The organism is Subtercola sp. PAMC28395 (genome assembly GCF_018889995.1).
In the GTDB taxonomy this organism is placed as follows: domain Bacteria; phylum Actinomycetota; class Actinomycetes; order Actinomycetales; family Microbacteriaceae; genus Subtercola.
In genome coordinates this window covers 2,672,433-2,689,349 of the sequence record NZ_CP076547.1, presented here as the reverse complement: position 1 = coordinate 2,689,349, position 16,917 = coordinate 2,672,433, and the positions used below count along the sequence as shown (strand labels likewise).

Annotated in this window: 15 protein-coding genes; 12 read left to right on the top strand and 3 right to left on the bottom strand. The window is 64.2% G+C overall.

Annotation, left to right across the window (positions count from 1 at the left end; translation table 11 throughout):
* Nucleotides 1–43 precede the first annotated feature (43 nt).
* The gene (locus KPL76_RS12350) at nucleotides 44–1,645 is read left to right on the top strand and encodes an aspartate ammonia-lyase (RefSeq protein WP_216336452.1); all 1,602 of its coding nucleotides are present in this window, start codon (nucleotides 44–46) and stop codon (nucleotides 1,643–1,645) included.
* Here the strand turns inward: KPL76_RS12350 and KPL76_RS12345 are convergent.
* The gene (locus KPL76_RS12345) at nucleotides 1,593–2,630 is read right to left on the bottom strand and encodes a YihY/virulence factor BrkB family protein (RefSeq protein ID WP_216333802.1); all 1,038 of its coding nucleotides are present in this window, start codon (nucleotides 2,628–2,630) and stop codon (nucleotides 1,593–1,595) included. The genes KPL76_RS12350 and KPL76_RS12345 overlap by 53 nt on opposite strands.
* Nucleotides 2,631–2,711: 81 nt before the next feature.
* Here KPL76_RS12345 and KPL76_RS12340 point away from each other — a divergent pair, with 81 nt between their 5' ends.
* From KPL76_RS12340 to KPL76_RS12330, 3 genes are all read left to right on the top strand, one after another.
* A complete protein-coding gene (locus KPL76_RS12340; protein WP_216333801.1) occupies nucleotides 2,712–4,085 on the top strand; it encodes an FAD-binding oxidoreductase in 1,374 nt (457 codons plus the stop codon).
* A 126-nt stretch (nucleotides 4,086–4,211) separates the two neighbouring features.
* Nucleotides 4,212–6,536 carry a UvrD-helicase domain-containing protein gene (locus KPL76_RS12335; protein WP_216333800.1) on the top strand — a complete coding sequence of 775 codons (2,325 nt, stop codon included), beginning with the start codon at nucleotides 4,212–4,214 and terminating at the stop codon, nucleotides 6,534–6,536.
* A gap of 32 nt (nucleotides 6,537–6,568) precedes the next feature.
* A complete protein-coding gene (locus tag KPL76_RS12330; RefSeq protein ID WP_205108413.1) occupies nucleotides 6,569–6,940 on the top strand; it encodes an FKBP-type peptidyl-prolyl cis-trans isomerase in 372 nt (123 codons plus the stop codon).
* 65 nt (nucleotides 6,941–7,005) lie between these two features.
* On the opposite strand, the gene KPL76_RS12325 is transcribed toward KPL76_RS12330, so the two are convergent.
* Nucleotides 7,006–8,337 carry an MFS transporter gene (locus tag KPL76_RS12325; RefSeq protein ID WP_216336450.1) on the bottom strand — a complete coding sequence of 444 codons (1,332 nt, stop codon included), beginning with the start codon at nucleotides 8,335–8,337 and terminating at the stop codon, nucleotides 7,006–7,008.
* A gap of 236 nt (nucleotides 8,338–8,573) precedes the next feature.
* Between KPL76_RS12325 and KPL76_RS12320 the strand changes: the two genes are divergently transcribed.
* A complete protein-coding gene (locus KPL76_RS12320) occupies nucleotides 8,574–9,065 on the top strand; it encodes a PaaI family thioesterase (protein WP_253202029.1) in 492 nt (163 codons plus the stop codon).
* 85 nt (nucleotides 9,066–9,150) lie between these two features.
* Here the strand turns inward: KPL76_RS12320 and KPL76_RS12315 are convergent, their stop codons facing one another.
* A complete protein-coding gene (locus KPL76_RS12315) occupies nucleotides 9,151–9,390 on the bottom strand; it encodes a hypothetical protein (RefSeq protein WP_216333799.1) in 240 nt (79 codons plus the stop codon).
* A gap of 241 nt (nucleotides 9,391–9,631) precedes the next feature.
* Here KPL76_RS12315 and KPL76_RS12310 point away from each other — a divergent pair, with 241 nt between their 5' ends.
* The 7 genes from KPL76_RS12310 (at nucleotide 9,632) to KPL76_RS12280 (ending at nucleotide 16,887) form a co-directional block, all read left to right on the top strand.
* A complete protein-coding gene (locus tag KPL76_RS12310) occupies nucleotides 9,632–9,910 on the top strand; it encodes a hypothetical protein (protein WP_216333798.1) in 279 nt (92 codons plus the stop codon).
* A 127-nt stretch (nucleotides 9,911–10,037) separates the two neighbouring features.
* Nucleotides 10,038–10,307 (top strand): 30S ribosomal protein S15, encoded by a 270-nt coding sequence (gene rpsO / locus KPL76_RS12305; RefSeq protein WP_205108423.1) that lies wholly within the window; start codon nucleotides 10,038–10,040, stop codon nucleotides 10,305–10,307.
* 150 nt (nucleotides 10,308–10,457) lie between these two features.
* Nucleotides 10,458–11,087 carry a hypothetical protein gene (locus KPL76_RS12300; protein ID WP_216333797.1) on the top strand — a complete coding sequence of 210 codons (630 nt, stop codon included), beginning with the start codon at nucleotides 10,458–10,460 and terminating at the stop codon, nucleotides 11,085–11,087.
* 311 nt (nucleotides 11,088–11,398) lie between these two features.
* Nucleotides 11,399–13,687, top strand: a complete 2,289-nt coding sequence (locus tag KPL76_RS12295; RefSeq protein WP_216333796.1) for a polyribonucleotide nucleotidyltransferase — start codon at nucleotides 11,399–11,401, stop codon at nucleotides 13,685–13,687.
* Between the two features lie 99 nt (nucleotides 13,688–13,786).
* On the top strand, nucleotides 13,787–14,779 hold the full coding sequence (locus KPL76_RS12290; RefSeq protein ID WP_216333795.1) for an NADP-dependent oxidoreductase: 993 nt from the start codon (nucleotides 13,787–13,789) through the stop codon (nucleotides 14,777–14,779).
* A gap of 72 nt (nucleotides 14,780–14,851) precedes the next feature.
* On the top strand, nucleotides 14,852–16,282 hold the full coding sequence (locus KPL76_RS12285) for a pitrilysin family protein (RefSeq protein ID WP_216333794.1): 1,431 nt from the start codon (nucleotides 14,852–14,854) through the stop codon (nucleotides 16,280–16,282).
* Entirely contained in the window at nucleotides 16,279–16,887 is a 609-nt protein-coding gene (locus tag KPL76_RS12280; protein WP_216333793.1) for a histidine phosphatase family protein, read from the top strand. The genes KPL76_RS12285 and KPL76_RS12280 overlap by 4 nt, the downstream gene beginning before the upstream one ends.
* Nucleotides 16,888–16,917 lie beyond the last annotated feature (30 nt).

Here is a 16,917-nt window from a genome sequence, read left to right as displayed (position 1 = left end):
AGCAATCGCAACCGACTCTTCCACCGCAACCCTGAACGCAACGGTGCCTTCATCGAACACGCCGGGCTACGGCCCCGGCACCGGCGGCCCGACCAGGACTGAGACGGATTCGCTGGGTCAGGTCGAGATTCCTGCCTACGCTTTCTGGGGCATCCACACCGCCAGGGCGCTCGAGAACTTTCCGATCAGCCGCCGGCCCATCTCCGTCTACCCAGACCTCATCAATGCACTCGTGATCGTGAAACAGGCCGCTGCGCGGGCCAACGCCGAGATCGGTGTGCTCGAACCCGAGAAGGCCCGCGTCATCGACGAGGCGTGCCAACTCGTGCGCGATGGCGAGTTCCATGACGAGTTCGTTGTGGGCGTCATCCAGGGCGGTGCCGGTACCTCGTCGAACATGAACGCGAACGAGGTCATCACGAACATCGCCCTCGAACTCATGGGCAAGGGCAAGGGCGAATACCAGTTCCTCCACCCGATCGACGACGTGAACCGCAGCCAGAGCACGAACGACGTGTACCCCACGGCAGTGAAGCTCGCCCTCTGTTTCGGGTTGCAGCGGTTGCTGGCCGAGCACGAGCTGCTCCGGGACTCGTTCGGGCGCAAAGGTGTCGAGTTCAACGATGTGCTGAAGATCGGCAGGACCCAGCTGCAGGATGCTGTACCGATGACTCTCGGGCAGGAGTTCCATGGCTTCGCCACAACACTCACCGAAGACAACCAGCGCCTGGCCGAGACGGTGCCACTGCTCTGGGAGATCAACCTCGGTGCAACGGCCATCGGAACCGGCATCACGGCTGATCCTCGTTATGCCGACGCCGTGCGCAGGCACCTGCGCGAGCTCACCGGGTTCGCGCACGTGACCGCTCCCGACCTCATCGAGGCGACTAGCGACGCAGGCGTGTTCATGCAGCTCTCGGGCATCCTGAAGCGCTCGGCCATCAAGCTCAGCAAGATCTGCAACGACCTCCGTCTGCTCTCGAGCGGCCCGCAGGCCGGTTTCGGCGAGATCAACCTGCCCGCCAGACAGGCGGGTTCGAGCATCATGCCCGGCAAGGTCAACCCGGTCATCCCCGAAGTGATCAACCAGATCGCGTTCTCTGTCGCCGGTGCCGACGTCACCGTCACCATGGCAGCAGAGGGCGGCCAGTTGCAGCTGAACGCCTTCGAGCCCGTCATCGCCCACTCGCTCCTCCAGAACATCTCGTGGATGACCGCCGGCTGCACTACGCTTCGTGTGAACTGCATCGATGGCATCTCGGCCAACCTCGACCGGCTCGACCGGCTCGTGTCCACCTCGGTGGGGGTCGTGACCGCGCTGACGCCGTACATCGGCTATTCGGCCTCTTCTGCCTTGGCGAAGGCGGCCCTGCTGACGGGGCGCAACATCGCCGACCTGGTCGTCGAAGCGAACCTCATGACCAGGGAACGCGTGACGAAGCTCCTTTCCCCCGCACGCCTGTCGGGTCTCGAAACGATCACCTCGGCGATTCCGGTGATCTCGGCCGATGCCGAAGCCCTGAGCGATGCTGCTCAGACCGGCGCGGTCCAGGCGGCGGTCGATTCGGCTTCGATGACCACTGTGGAATCCGTCAGCGGCCTTCAGGCGCCTGTCGACGGAGCAGAGTCGCCCGCTCGCGAATAGCGCGGCCGTCCTTCAGGTCGCGCTCCAGCCGGCGGGCCAGAATGATGTTCCGCCGGTTGTCTCGCAGCGGGAGCCGAATGGACTCCTCCGCCTCGATGCCACCGAGCAATTGCCGGGCGCGCGTCAGCTCGGCATCCACTTCAGCGCCGACCACCAGCACGAGGTTCGAGAGAAAGAGCCAGATCAGGGTGATGATCGCCCCGCCGAGCAAGCCATAGAAGCGGTCGTAGGCAGAGAATCCGGTGATGTAGATCGAATAGCCGACGGTCATGGCGGCGAGGCCCACGATCGCGAAGCTGGCACCAACGGTGAGCCATCGCACCCGCGGCCGCTTCAGATTGGGTGAGCCGTAGTAGAGCACCATCACCGTGAAGACTGCCAGCAGTACGAGCAGCGGCCATTTGGCGATGCTCCATAGATCGACGGCGATCAGGGGCCAGCCCAGCGTGGTGACAACCGTTCGAGCGACGTCGGGGGTGACGATCACGATGATGCCGAGCGCGCTCAACAGCACGATGAGCGCGAGCGATTCGACGAGCATCAGCAGCCGGAGTTTCACGAACCGGCGACCCTCGTGCACGTCGTAGATGGCGTTCACGGCCCGCCCGAATGCCGTCGCATAACTCGCACCGGCCCACACGGTGAGCGAGAGTCCGATCACCAGGGCGACAACGGGGTTGGGGATGCGCGTGAACTGGGTCAAGGCAAGCCTGGTCGATTCGACGCTCCCTTTCGGAATGTAGCTGTCGAGCACGGTGAGAATGACCCGCACGGCATCACCCTGCGGGTCGAGCAGCCCGACGATCGAAACGAGAGCAAGCGTCGCGGGGAACAGCGAGAGAGTGGAGAAGAACGTGAGGGCAGCGCCGGAGTCGAGCCCACGGTGAATGAAGAACCCGTGGTAGGCCCTGCGCAGCGCGTAACCGACAGCCGTACGATCGAGGTGCCGGTGCTCCGCTGTTGCTCCTCGTTCGCGTTCGGTCACGGATCCACTGTATTGGTCATGAACCGGTGGTCCGTTCCGCAATACGCTTCGGCTCAGGTTCGGCAGCCCTAGCATGGTGGCATGCCACCACAGACAACGGAGTTTCTCGCCCGGCTGCGGGGCGCGCTCGGCACAGCCGTATCGACAGATGCGAATGAGCTGGCGGATGCTCGTACGGACCGTTCCGGCTATCTCTCTCCCGGCGTTCCGGTAGCCATCGTCACGGCACGGTCGATCGATGATGTCCAGGTCGCCCTCCGCCTCGCGTCGGAGTTCCTGGTGCCCGTTGTTCCGAGGGGTGCCGGCACCGGGCTGGCGGGCGGGGCCACTGCGACCAATGGGGCGCTGGTGATCTCCACGACCGCCATGAACAGGGTTCTCGAGATCTCGCTTGCCGATGAGCTGGCCGTCGTCGAACCCGGTGTTCTGAACCAGCAGCTGAGCGACCAGGTGCTGCACGACGGCTACATCTTCTCGCCCGACCCTGCAAGCAAGGCCATCTCGACAATAGGGGGGAACATCGCCACCAACGCCGGTGGCCTGCTCTGTGCGAAGTACGGTGTGACCCGGGATGCGGTACTCGGGCTGAAGGTGGTGCTCGCAGACGGCCGTCTGATCTCGACCGGTCATCGCAGTGTCAAGGGTGTGACCGGGCTCGACCTGACCGCCCTGCTCACGGGTTCGGAGGGCACCCTCGGAATCATCGTCGAGGCGACCGTGCGACTTCGGCCGATTCCCGCGGGTCTCAGTGTGACGATCGGCACCTTCTTCGAATCGGTGACGGCCGCGGCCGCAGCCTCAGCAGCGATCACCGCAGCCCGGCTGAAGCCCGCGGTCATGGAGCTGATGGATGCCGAATCACTGCTCGCCGTCGACGCGTTGAATGGCACGAGCTTTCGAAACCGGGGTGCTGCCTACCTCCTCATTCAGACCGACGGACCGGCCGCAGCAGACGAAGCCAACCACATCGTCGCCCTGACGCGCCTGCTCGGCGGAATGTCTGAGCTGTCGACCGACCCCGCAGAGGGCGAACGACTCCTCGCCATCAGGCGGAGTTTTCACCCTGCCCTCGAGGCCCGCGGCTCCGTGCTCATCGAGGACGTCTGTGTTCCCCGCTCGGCACTTGCAGCCATGTTCGCTGAGATCGAGCTGATCGGTCTGCGACACGGATTGCGCATCGCGACGATCGCCCACGCCGGAGACGGCAATCTCCACCCGAACTTCGTTCTCGAACCGGGCGTCACCGTGGTGCCAGACGCGGTATGGCTGGCGGCAGGGGAGCTCTTCGAAGCGGCTCTTTCCCTCGGAGGCACGCTGACGGGCGAACACGGGGTCGGGGTCCTGAAGAAACGCTGGCTGGAGGCAGAGATCGGCCCTGGCAGTTTCGAACTGCAGCAGCAGATCAAAGCGGTCTTCGACCCGCTCGGAATCATGAATCCCGGCAAGGTGTTCTGAGCCCTCGGTTCATTGGTGCGGAGCCCGCGGCGAGCTGGTTCGAGGTGCCTGCCCTCGACCGTTGCGGGGCGTCTGGACACATCCGTCGGGATAGAATAGTCTGCCGGATTTTTGAGGGGTACTGACGTGGTTTCATCTGAGCTCGACCGGGAACGTGAATACGTTTCCCGCCTGTACGAACGACTCGACGAACTGCGAACGGATGCCCGGCACCAGCTCGAGCGTGTGCACCGTCAAGACGTGGGCGGCAATCACCAGAGTCGCTCCGAACGTGATGCCTTCGCCAGAATCTTCGAAGACCGCATCGTCGCCCTGAACGAGGTCGACGAGCGGCTGGCCTTCGGTAGGCTCGAACTTGCGGCATCAGATGTACCTGCAGACGAGAGCTCTGCCTCGGATTCCGTTGGCGCTGACGCCGACCGCGACGTGTCGGACGGCTCGGATTCCGTGTTCCGCTACATCGGGCGCATCGGCCTTCGCGATGAGAACCTGAGGCCGATTCTGCTCGACTGGCGCGTTCCGCAGGCCGGCCCGTTCTACCAGGCGACAGCAGCGACACCGATGGGAATCAGGGCGCGCAGGCACCTGCTCAGCAAGGGCAGGCGAATCGTCAGGATCGAAGACGAGGTATTCGACAGCAGTGACCTCAGCACCGAGGAGGTCAGCGCGCTGCAGGGCGAAGGTGCGCTCATGGCGTCGCTGTCCACCGAGCGTACGGGGCGCATGCACGACATCGTCGCGACGATCCAGGCAGAACAGGATCGCATCATCCGTTCTGAACTGGCCGGCATTCTGGTCGTGCAGGGTGGGCCTGGCACCGGCAAGACGGCTGTGGCCCTGCACCGGGCAGCGTACCTGCTCTACTCGTTCCGTGACCGGCTGAAATCGTCTGGTGTGCTCGTCGTGGGGCCATCCCGGGCGTTCCTCCAGTACATCGAGGCGGTGTTGCCGAGTCTCGGTGAAACCGGCGTGGTGCTGGCCAGCGTCGGGCAGCTGTACCCCGGCGTCGAGACCAGCATCGAAGACGTCGCAGAGGTCGCTGTCGTCAAGGGTCACACCGAGATGGCCGCACTCATCGAGCGTGCCATCAAATCCCGTCAGAAGGTGCCGGCCGAGCCGGTGCAACTCGATGTCAACGGCGAACCGCTGACGCTCGAGCCGCACGTAATCGCGAACGCCATCACCCGTGCCAGGGAGAGCCGCAAGCCCTACAACGAGGCTCGCGTAACGTTCGTGAAGACGGCCCTCGCCGAGCTGACGCGGGCCCTGGCCGCGCAGTTGCGTTCGCACGGCAACACCGTCGACGAAGATGACTACGGCATGCTGCGCGAAGACCTCCGATCGGCCTACGACGTGAAAGTCGCACTGAACACTGCCTGGATTCCGCTGTCCCCGCAGAAACTCCTCCAGGATCTCTATGCCAGGCCGCAGTGGCTCGCCGAGCTGACTCCGAACTGGAGCCCGGAGAAACGCGCCCTCCTCAGGCGAGACCGCGACGCGCCGTTCACCATCTCCGACATTCCCCTGCTCGACGAGGCGGCCGAGCACCTCGGCGAGCACAGCGAACGCTCTGCGGCCATCGAGCGTGAGGCGAAACAACAACGCAAGAGAGACGTCGAGAACGCCGAGAACGCCATCCGCAACATGGACGTGGAGGGGCTGGTACGCGCCGAAGACCTGGCCGACAATTTCGCCGAACAGGCCTCGAGGGGCACCACGGCCGAGCGCGCTGCCGGCGACCGCACCTGGACCTATGGGCACATTGTGGTCGACGAGGCGCAGGAACTCTCGCCCATGCAGTGGCGACTTCTCCGCAGGCGCGGCCCGATGCGCTCGTTCACGATCGTCGGCGACATCGCCCAGGCCAGTGCGGCCGCGGGAGCACGCAGCTGGCAGGAGGCCGTCGCCCCGCTGGTCGGTCGCCAGGCCCCGGGAGAGGGGTGGCGGCTCGAAGAACTCACGGTGAACTACCGCACTCCTGCCCAGATCGCCGCGGCAGCGCAGCAGATGGCCGAAGAACAGCGATTGCCGGTGACCCGGTCGACCTCCGTGCGCGAAAGTGAATGGCCGATAGTGGTCATCCGGGCATCCGATGACCGTTTCGGCCCTGACCCCACTGTCGCCTTCGCCAACGCCCTGGGTGAGGCGGTCGCCGCCGACAGGATGATCGACCCTCGTGGCACGATCGGCGTGATCGTCACTCCAGCCGACCTGGCAGCGGCCTACGCAGCGCTTGCACAAGCGCTCCCCGGCGAGGTCGGCCAGGGTGCCGCAGGGCTCCTCCTGCCGGTGACGGTCATGACGCCGCAGGAAGCGAAGGGACTGGAGTTCGATGCTGTCGTCATCGGCGACCGCGAGGCCATTCTGAACCGCCTGCCACGCGGAGCAGGAGCGCTCTATGTGTCGATGACCAGGCCGACGCAGCGCCTGACTTTCGTCGACCGGTTTTGACGTGCGCGTACCCGACACGGTTGGATAGAGGCATGACAGATCTCAATTCCAAGCCCGAACTCGACTTCCCCGAAGGCCCTGCCCCCGAAACCCTCGAAATCGTGGACATCGTGGTCGGCGACGGCCCAGAGGCCGCAGCCGGTTCGACCGTCGACGTGCACTACCTCGGTGTCGACTACGAATCCGGAGACGAATTCGACTCGTCGTGGAGCCGTGGCACCTCGATCAACTTTCCGCTCCGCCAGCTGATCGCCGGCTGGCAGCAGGGTATTCCCGGCATGAAGGTCGGTGGCCGTCGTAAGCTCACCGTTCCGCCGCAGCTGGCCTATGGTGCTGCCGGCAGTGGGCACCAGCTCTCTGGTCGCACCCTCATCTTCGTGATCGACCTGCTCGGCGTCAGCTGACCGAACTGACCGCCGGCTGAGCCGGCTTGTGTGATCCCAGAACCCGTTGCGCCTGGCCTTCCGGCTCAGGGCAGCGGGTTCTGTGCGTCGTAGCCCCGGAAGCCTGCGCTGGCCCGCACAAGGATCGTCACCAGCACCATGATGACTATTCCGCCCAGCAGGGGAGGGAACCACACGGCAGCAACGGTTGCCAGCACCCCGATGTAGGCGTCTCCGAGCCGCGGGCCGCCAGCGACAACGACGGTGAAGACTCCCTGGATACGACCTCGCATCACATCGGGAACGGCCGACTGCAGAATCGTGGTGCGGAAGATGGCGCTCACGTTGTCGGCAGCACCCGATCCGGCGAGAAAGAGGGCCGCGAGCACGAGGGCAACACCGTTGGCGTCACCGAACGATTCCGTGATGGAGTGCACGCCGGGCGAAGCCGATCCGATGGAGGCGACCAGAAGCACGGCACCGAAGGCTGCGATGCACGCGCCATACACGACGATCGCTCGTTGCACTGCCCTGCCCTGCCAGCGAACGTGACCCAGTCGGCCCGACAGCAGGCTGCAGAGCAGTGCACCTGCGGCCGCGGACGCCGTGAGAATACCGACGGTGATGGCACCGCCGCCGATGAGGACAGCACCCACTGCGGGGAACAGCACACGAGGCTGCCCGAAGGTCATGGCCACGATGTCCACGATGAACGACATCCGAACATTGGGCGCACCCTTGAGGAATTCGACTCCATCGAGCACGGCCGAGATACCCGCCCGACCGGTGGTTCCCTCGGGAATGATCTTCGGCAGCGAGAAGATCCCGACGAACGCCGCGACGAACAGGACGACATCGACCGTGTACGTCCACTGGATGCCCGCCGTCGCCACCAGTACGCCGGCCAGAGCGGGCCCCACCGTGATCATCGCCCCCATACTGATGCCATTCAGGGCTGAGGCCGCAGGCAGAAGCTCCGGCGGCAGGAGTCGGGGCACGATCGACGACCGTGTAGCGCCGATGACGGTGGCCGCAACGGAGACGACCGTAGCCAGAACGTAGAAGGGCCACACTGTGTCGACCTGCAACCAGGCAAGTGCGGCCAGGGTTGCCGTTGAGACCCACGCGACGATCGCTGAGACCAGGGCAACCACCCGGCGATCGAACGTGTCGGCCAGTACTCCGCCGTACAGCCCGAAGACGATCATCGGCACCAGGGCGAACACGCCCACGAGGGAGACCGCGAAGGTGGACTGGGTGATGCTGTAGATGTGCAGCCCCACGGCGACGATCGTCATCTGGCCGCCGATGCCTGAGATCGCCCCGCCTGCCCACAACCGGGCGAACGCCGGGCTCTGTCGAAGCGGCGTCAGGTCGACGAAACGGCTGCGCCGGAGCCGGGGTTCGAAACTGTGCAGTGGTTCGACGCTGTGCAGGGAATCGATGCCGCTGGGCTCGTCCCGCTTGAGCGGGTCGTCGACGTTCTGGTTCTCGGTCACCGGATGGCCCCGATCGGTCGGGGTTTGGTGCTAGTCGCCAAGGGCATGAAAGAAGAATCCGATCGCGGGTTGTGCAGAGTGAATAGTCGATGTCGTCAAAACAGTGTCGGGGAGATAACCTCCCCACGATCATCCACATTCCCTTTGGAGCAATTATGACCCGATCAGACGACGACTCCCTCGAGCCAGGCCGAGGCGTGGCCGGGCAGGTGCGGCCGCACCCTGCACTCACGGGCATGCAGCAGATGCAGGCGCTGATCGCCTCCGGCGTGCAGCCGCCTATCGGCGACACCATGGAATTCGCACTCGAGAGCATCGAAGAGGGTCGCGCCGTGTTCTCCGGTAACCCCACCAGCCGCGTGTACAACCCCATCGGTTCGGTGCACGGCGGGTACGCCGCGGCACTGCTCGATTCGGCCTGCGGCTGTGCTGTGCATTCGTTGCTGACCGAGACTCAGGCCTACACGACCCTCGAGTTGAAGGTCTCGTACCTGCGGCCGATGACGACAGAGACGGGGCCAGTGCGCGCCGAGGCGACAGTCATCAAGATGGGCGGCAGGGCTGCGTTCGCCGAAGCGAAGCTGACGGATGCCCGGGGCACCCTGCTCGCAACGGCGACGTCGACACTGCTGGTCTTCGCCCGCTGAGCCCAGGCGCACACCCGGGTGCCTGACCGGGGCGGCTGAGAGTGGTGTGGATGGCCCAGCAGCCGTAACCGCCCACTCGGGGCAGCTACTTGGCGTTGTTCCAGTCGTCTGCGCGCTCGACGTACCCGCTGATGATCTCGATGAAGTCGGCGGTCGGAACGTGGCTGGGATCGGCATCGTACTTGTCGAGTTCGGCCTGGAGACGCTCGATTTCTTCGTCGATCTCGAGAACGATGATGGCGTTCGTCTGCGCCTGGTCGAGATTGACCAGCATGTCGAGGGCCTTCTCGATGTCTGCCCGGCCGCCGAATTCGTAATTGCTCATGGGCCCTGAGTTTAGTGTGTAGGCCGCAGCATTCGAGGGTTGGTCCGTCACGTGTGCAGCGTTCAGAGCAGGAAACCCAGAGAAGGAAACCCAGAGCAGGAAACCCAGAGCAGGAAACCCAGAGCAGGAAACACAGAGCAGGAATCCCAGAGCACGGAAGTCATAGCAGGGGCATAGCAAGGGCAATGAATTCATGCAGGCTCGAGGAGCAGGCTGTTCTCCAACGAAGGAGAGCGAGATCATGGATTCCAGAAGACAAGGCAGACGTCGTGCGGGCCTCGTGACGGTGGCTGTCGGTGTGACGAGCATGATTGCTGCTGGTGCGACGAGTGTCGTGCTGTGGACGGGCGAATCCGTTTCTTCCACTTCGAGTTCCGGCAGCAGCAGCAGCGTCAGTGTGTCTGACGCGTCGTCGAGTTCATCGGTAGGCTCGTCGTCGAACACCTCCGCTGCCGCGTCCTCCAGCGGGGTCAGCGCGGGTACCAGCGGTTCGTCCGCTGCCAGCTCCTCGGGTTCTTAGTCTTCGAACACCACGATTGAGCCACGAACTCTGCTAAACTCGCAAGGCTGCCGTCGAACGGCCGCGGATAAAGAGAGTCACAGCACTGGGCTGATGGCGCCGCGCAACAAGAGAAACGGGGTCATCTATGCCATTAACGCCAGATGCCAAGAAAGCCATCATTGACGAATACGCCACCCACCCAGGTGACACCGGGTCTCCCGAGGTTCAGGTTGCGATGCTCACCACACGCATCCTCGACCTCACAGAGCACCTGAAGTTTCACAAGCACGACCACCACTCACGTCGTGGCCTGCTTCTGCTGGTTGGCCAGCGTCGTCGTCTGCTCGGTTACCTCCAGAGCGTCGACATCGAGCGTTACCGCGCGCTGATCGCTCGTCTGGGGCTGCGCCGCTAACACGACGCAGAACCGTTCAGGCTTGAGCTTGGATCGATGGGTCGCTTCCCTGCGGGGAAGCGGCCCATTTTCATTCCCCCTGGCTCGTCTTGGATCAGCCGAGCACCTGCAACGACAATGTCGTCAGGGAGATCTGCGACACTGGAGTGGATGACGAAGAGTACTCCGCGCGCCTCCCTGCCTCTCTGGCGTTGGGACCCGTTTCTGGTAGCGGTGGTTCTCGGCCTCTCGATCGTGGCTGGAATCTTCCAGAGAATCGCCGTGCCCGTAGTGAGCCAGGTCATGGTCATCGTTTTACTGGTGATCGCTGTGGCAGCGGCTCTGGTGCTTCTCGCCCCCTTCGCGGTTCCCCGCTTGCGGCGTGACGCCGAAGGATCATTGACGCTGACAGAGCGCACCGTGCTGTTGCCCGTTTCTGAATCGTCGCCCCGTGAGACATTTCCCGTCGTCGATTCGGCCCGCTACCAAGCCAGCATCGACGCGGCCTACGCCCGTAGTGGTGGTCCGCACGTGGCGGTTCTTGTGCCGCGCGCTACGCGGTGGCTCCGGAGGGACTACCGCGTGGCGGTCGACCTGCTGATCGGCACTCGCCTCTATCGGGCCGGATTCCTCCCACAGCAGATCGACAGGCACCTCGACACACGGCTGATCGGGCTGGCCGAACGACACGAGTTCGTGACGGTCGATGTCCTCATCCGTCAGACGAAACGTCCCTACAGTCTGACCGTGGAGCTGCCCGAGTCACTGCTGCAGACCGAACCGCGGACGACGAAAGAGTAGACAACACCCGTTCACTGGCTGTGGCGTTACTAGGCGTGCGAGGGGGTCACTGATAGCATCGAATTGTTACAAACGGAGCAGGCTGGTACGAAGCTGGTCACCGGTGGTGGTATCCCGAAGCAGCACGTGAGCGGGCGTCGGTGTATTTCTACTGTTGGCCAGAGAAAAATTCGCTCCTAGGCAGCGCTTTCACGCGCCGGCGCCACAACACGATGGCTCTGCTCCTACCAGGAGGATCGCCCTCCACACGGGAGGGCGACGTTCTCCGCGCCTGAATGGTGCGGGAAGAAAATAAAGGAGAAAACCCCCACATGGAGGGTCCAGAAATCAAATTCGCCGAAGCCGTTCTCGACAACGGTTCATTCGGCACACGCACGATCCGCTTCGAGACCGGCCGCCTCGCGCAGCAGGCTCAGGGCGCGGTTGCTGCGTACCTCGATGAAGAAACCATGCTGTTGAGCGCCACGAGCGTCTCGAAGCACCCGAAAGACAACTTCGACTTCTTCCCGCTCACCATCGACGTCGAAGAGCGCTCGTATGCAGCAGGCAAGATCCCCGGCTCGTTCTTCCGTCGTGAAGGCCGCCCCTCGACCGAGGCCATCCTCGTCTGCCGCCTGATCGACCGGCCGCTGCGCCCGTCGTTCGTCACCGGTCTCCGCAACGAGGTCCAGGTCGTCATCACCGTGCTGAGCATCGCTCCCGGTGAGTTCTACGATGCTCTGGCCATCAACGCCGCCTCGGCGTCGAGCCAGATCTCCGGTGTTCCGTTCTCCGGCCCGATCGGTGCAGTTCGTCTCGCGCTCATCGGCAGCCAGTGGGTCGCATTCCCGACCGCGGCGCAGCTCGCTGACGCTGTCTTCGACATCGTGGTTGCCGGTCGTGTCGTCACCGACAAGAACGGCAATGAAGACGTCGCCATCATGATGGTCGAGGCTGAGGCCACCGAACACAGCTGGAACCTGATCCAGGCCGGCGCCACCAAGCCCGACGAGGCTGTTGTCAGCCAGGGCCTCCAGGCCTCGAAGCCCTTCATCAAGCAGCTCGTCGGCGCGCAGGTCGTTCTCGCCCAGCAGTCTGCGAAGGAGATCGCACACTACCCGGTCTTCCTGCCGTACTCGAAGGAGTCCTACGACAACGTCGCCGGCCTCGCCTACGACGAGCTCGTGCGTATCTACCAGATCGCCGACAAGATCGAGCGCCAGGACGCCGATGACGCTCTGAAAGAGCGCGTCAAGGTCGCCATCACCGAGAAGGTCGAAGCTGGCGCCATCCCCGCGAGTGTTCTCGCCGAGTTCTCTGCGGCGTACAAGTCGGTCACCAAGGTGGTCGTTCGCGGTCGTATCCTCCGCGACGGAATCCGCATCGACGGCCGTGGCCTCTCCGACATCCGCCCGCTGGATGCCGAGGTCGAGGTCATTCCCCGCGTGCACGGTTCAGCGATCTTCCAGCGCGGTGAGACCCAGATCCTGGGTGTCACCACACTGAACATGCTGAAGATGGAGCAGCAGATCGACTCGCTGAGCCCCGTCACCAAGAAGCGCTACATGCACCACTACAACTTCCCGCCGTACTCGACCGGTGAGACTGGCCGCGTCGGTACCCCGAAGCGTCGCGAGATCGGGCACGGCTTCCTCGCCGAGCGCGCCCTCGTGCCCGTGCTGCCTTCGCGTGAAGACTTCCCGTACGCGATCCGCCAGGTCTCCGAGGCACTCGGCTCCAACGGCTCTACCTCCATGGGATCCGTGTGTGCGTCGACTCTCTCCCTGCTCAACGCCGGTGTGCCGCTGCGCGCCCCGGTTGCCGGCATCGCCATGGGCCTCGTCTCCGACGAGGTCGACGGTGAGACCCGCTACGCAGCCCTCACCGACATCCTCGGTGCAGAAGATGCGCTGGGCGACATGGACTTCAAGGTTGCCGGTACGAGTGAGTTCATCACGGCCATCCAGCTCGACACAAAGCTCGACGGTATTCCGACGTCGGTGCTCGACGGCGCGCTCGGCCAGGCGAAGGCTGCGCGAACCGCGATCCTCGAGGTTCTGAACGCCGCAATCTCCACGCCTGACGAGATGGCCCCGACCGCGCCCCGCGTGATCTCGGTCCAGATCCCGGTCGACAAGATCGGTGAGCTGATCGGCCCGAAGGGCAAGACGATCAACCAGATCCAGGACGACACCGGAGCCGACATCTCGATCGAAGACGACGGCACCGTGTACATCGGCGCTGTCGACGGCCCCTCGGCCGAGGCTGCTCGCATGGCGGTCAACGCCATTGCGAACCCGCTGAACCCCGAGGTCGGCGAGCGGTTCCTGGGCACGGTCGTCAAGATCGCGACCTTCGGTGCGTTCGTGTCGCTCATGCCCGGCAAAGACGGCCTGCTGCACATCAGTGAGGTTCGCAAGCTCGCCGGTGGCAAGCGTGTCGAGAACGTCGAAGACGTGCTCGGTGTCGGCCAGAAGATCCAGGTCGAGATCACCAAGATCGACGACCGCGGAAAGCTGTCGCTCGCCCCGGTGATCGACGAGGCAGTCCCTGCTGACACCGAAGGCTCCGCAGCGCACAGCGCGGGCCCTGAGGCACCTGCAGAAGGCGCCGAAGTATAGTCACTGAATAACGGTGACGGATGCCCGTGCCTACACTCTCGTCGAGGGTGGTGGGCACGGGCATCCGTTCGTTAAGCTGAGCCAGACGAAAGGCACAGCATGAGCCAGGCAGCAAAGACAACGGAGTCCGTGCAGTTCAGCGAATTCGGGGGAGTTGACGTTCTCGACCTTGTCGAGATCCCGATGCCGCACCCTGGCCCCGGAGAAGTACTCGTAGAGGTTCTGGCTTCCGGGATCAACCACATTGAGGCCTACATCAGGCGAGGCCTCTTCGCCGACGAGATCGAGGTGACGAAGCCCCAGGCACAGGGAAGCGACTTCGCCGGGATCGTGCTCGAAGTCGGCGATGGGGTCACTCAGTTCAAGCGCAACTCCGAGGTTCTGGGCCATTCGCGGCTCTCTGCACAGGCCTACCACATCGTCGTTCCCGCGCAGAACCTCGTGGTGAAACCGAAAGATCTCTCCTGGGAGGTTGCCGGTTCGCTCTTTCTTGCGGGCCTGGCAGCCCACGACCTGGTCGAATCTGTGCATTTGAGTGCGGGGGAGACCGTCGTGGTCTCTGCGGCGGCCGGCGGGGTCGGCAGCATCGAGATCCAACTGGCAAAGCTCAAGGGTGCCAACGTGATCGGAACCTGTGGTGAACGCAATTTCGACTACCTGAGACAACTCGGAATCAAGCCAGTGGTCTACGGCGAAGGATTGGCCGATCGTATTCGCGCGCTCGCACCCGACGGCGTTGCCGCGTACCTCGACAACTTCGGTCAGGACGGAAAGGCGATCGCCGACGAACTCGGTGTCTCGCCGTCTCGTTTCAAATCGAGCGACGACCGTAAGGCCATCGAGATCGCGGCCATCATTCCTGACGACGAGGGCGCAAAGCACAACACGGCCGTGCTCACCGAACTCGCCCACCTTGCCGCAGAACACAAGATCTCGGTTCTCATCTCGGGCTACTACCCTCTCGGCTTCGTGCGGCAGGCCTTCGACGATCTGGAGAAACGCCACGCCCGGGGCAAGATCGTGCTCGGAATGAAGCCAGCTCACAGCTACGGCGTCACAAAGGCCAGAGACATAGCCGACGCCCGGCCCTGACCCCACGTTCCGACGATCGCGGGCACGAACCGGCAGAGCCGACGTGCCCGTGATCGGCTAAGGTTAGGCACGATGAACGGTGCTGTTGCTCTCCCTCTTGACCTGCCCGAGCTGTCTCTCACCGCATCGGGAGATGCGTTTGTCAGGCGATCGGTTCTCCCCAGCGGAATACGCGTTCTGAGCGAACGAGTTCCCGGTGCCCGGAGCGCCACAATCGGCTTCTGGGTGGCGGTGGGTTCACGCGATGAGCTGGGTGCAGAACCCGCTTTCGGCGACGCGGCTGCCCTGCCCTCCCGTTTCGGCTCCACGCATTTTCTCGAACACCTGCTTTTCAAGGGCACACCGACGCGCTCAGCTCTCGAGATCGCTGTCTCGTTCGACGAGGTCGGCGGCGAACACAATGCCCTCACCGGCAAGGAGTACACCTGCTACTACGCCAAGGTGCAGGACAAAGACCTGCCCATGGCCGTTTCGGTGCTCGCCGACATGTTCACCTCCTCGGTGCTCGATGAGGCAGAGTTCGAGAACGAACGCGGCGTCATCCTCGAAGAGCTGGCGATGGCAGACGACGACCCGAACGATGTTGTGGGCGAGAGGCTGTTCGAGGCGGTGCTGGGCGATCATCCACTCGGTCGCCCCATCGGCGGCGACAACGACACGATTCGTGGGGTGACCCGCAGTGCCGTCTGGCAGCACTACCTGGCGAACTACCGCCCGAATGACCTCGTCGTCACGGTCGCCGGCGCCGTCGACCACGACGAACTCGTCGCCCTGGTGACGGCATCGGTGAGTGCGGCGGGCTGGGACCTCTCTGCAGCGGCACGACCGGTCGAGCGCCGCGCCCCGCTTGCCGCAAGCGTGACCCGTGGTTCGGCCCTGTCGCTGACAACACGACCCAACGAACAGGCCGTCGTCATGCTCGGGTACCCCGGGCTGGTCGCGACCGATGACCGCCGTTCGACGCTGAGTGTTCTCAACTCTGTTCTGGGTGGCGGCATGTCGTCCCGGTTGTTCCAGGAGGTCCGTGAGAAGCGCGGGCTTGCGTACTCCGTGTACTCCTTTGCCTCCGGTTACTCAGACGCCGGCGTCTTCGGTCTCTACGCCGGATGCTCGCCGAAGAACGTCGGCGTCGTGAGTGACCTGCTCGTGGCTGAGTTCACCCGCCTCGCCGAAAGCGGTGTGACCGCCGATGAGCTCCGCCGCGCCAACGGGCAGCTCTCCGGCTCGGCAGCACTCTCTCTCGAGGACTCCGACACGCGCATGTCCAGGCTCGGGCGGTCGGAGATCACCACCGGCGAATTCGCCGACCTCGACGTAGCCCTCGGCCGACTGGCCGAAGTGACGGCCGCCGACGTGCAGGCGTTGGCGCAGGAGCTGCTGTCGCGCCCACTGTCGGTCGCGGCTGTCGGCGCGGTGGAGGCTTCGGCGTTCGATTCGGTTCTCGCCAGCGCTTCAGGCTCAACCGAGACGTCGGCCACTGGCCCGGTTCTGGTGGGATCATGACGGTCGGACACGTGCTCTACCTGGTGCGCCACGGCGAGCAGGTCGATGCCGAGTACGGTGTCGCCGACGGCCCACTCTCGCCGCGCGGTGAACGCCAGGCGCGGTTGATCGCCGATCGCCTCGGCGGGGTTCCGTTCGACAACGTCTGGCATTCGCCGCTGCAGCGTGCCGCCGAAACCGCCGCGATCATGGCCAAGCAGCTGCCGGCACTCGACCCCAAACCGTCGCCCTTGCTGTTCGACTGTGTTCCCACCGAATATTCACCCGAGATGCCGCACGCCTTCGAACCGTTCTTCAACGCGGTGAGCGAAGAGGAGGTCGATGCCGGGCGGGCCCAGATGTCCGATGCGATCGCCGAATTCCTCACGCCGTCGCGCGAGACCCGCCATGACCTGCTGATCACGCACAACTTCGTCATCGGCTGGTTCGTTCGCGAAGCTCTCAGCGCGCCGGGGTGGCGCTGGGTCGGGGTCAACCAGGCGAACTGCGGGCTCACGATCATCCGCTACCGTAGCGGTCGCATGCCAGAACTGGTGACGCACAACGATCTCGGTCACCTGCCGGTCGAATTGCGTACGGGGCTCGCCGACCCGCAGCCCTACTGAAGCGCGGCCGGGCCGGCACTGCACGGCCCC

Coding starts and splice junctions, on each gene's coding strand:
- KPL76_RS12315 (WP_216333799.1), bottom strand. CDS start 9,390: ATGAGCAATTACGAATTCGGCGGCCGGGCAGACATCGAGAAGGCCCTC.
- KPL76_RS12300 (WP_216333797.1), top strand. CDS start 10,458: ATGACGAAGAGTACTCCGCGCGCCTCCCTGCCTCTCTGGCGTTGGGAC.
- rpsO (WP_205108423.1), top strand. CDS start 10,038: ATGCCATTAACGCCAGATGCCAAGAAAGCCATCATTGACGAATACGCC.
- KPL76_RS12280 (WP_216333793.1), top strand. CDS start 16,279: ATGACGGTCGGACACGTGCTCTACCTGGTGCGCCACGGCGAGCAGGTC.
- KPL76_RS12320 (WP_253202029.1), top strand. CDS start 8,574: ATGACCCGATCAGACGACGACTCCCTCGAGCCAGGCCGAGGCGTGGCC.
- KPL76_RS12340 (WP_216333801.1), top strand. CDS start 2,712: ATGCCACCACAGACAACGGAGTTTCTCGCCCGGCTGCGGGGCGCGCTC.
- KPL76_RS12290 (WP_216333795.1), top strand. CDS start 13,787: ATGAGCCAGGCAGCAAAGACAACGGAGTCCGTGCAGTTCAGCGAATTC.
- KPL76_RS12285 (WP_216333794.1), top strand. CDS start 14,852: ATGAACGGTGCTGTTGCTCTCCCTCTTGACCTGCCCGAGCTGTCTCTC.
- KPL76_RS12310 (WP_216333798.1), top strand. CDS start 9,632: ATGGATTCCAGAAGACAAGGCAGACGTCGTGCGGGCCTCGTGACGGTG.
- KPL76_RS12295 (WP_216333796.1), top strand. CDS start 11,399: ATGGAGGGTCCAGAAATCAAATTCGCCGAAGCCGTTCTCGACAACGGT.
- KPL76_RS12330 (WP_205108413.1), top strand. CDS start 6,569: ATGACAGATCTCAATTCCAAGCCCGAACTCGACTTCCCCGAAGGCCCT.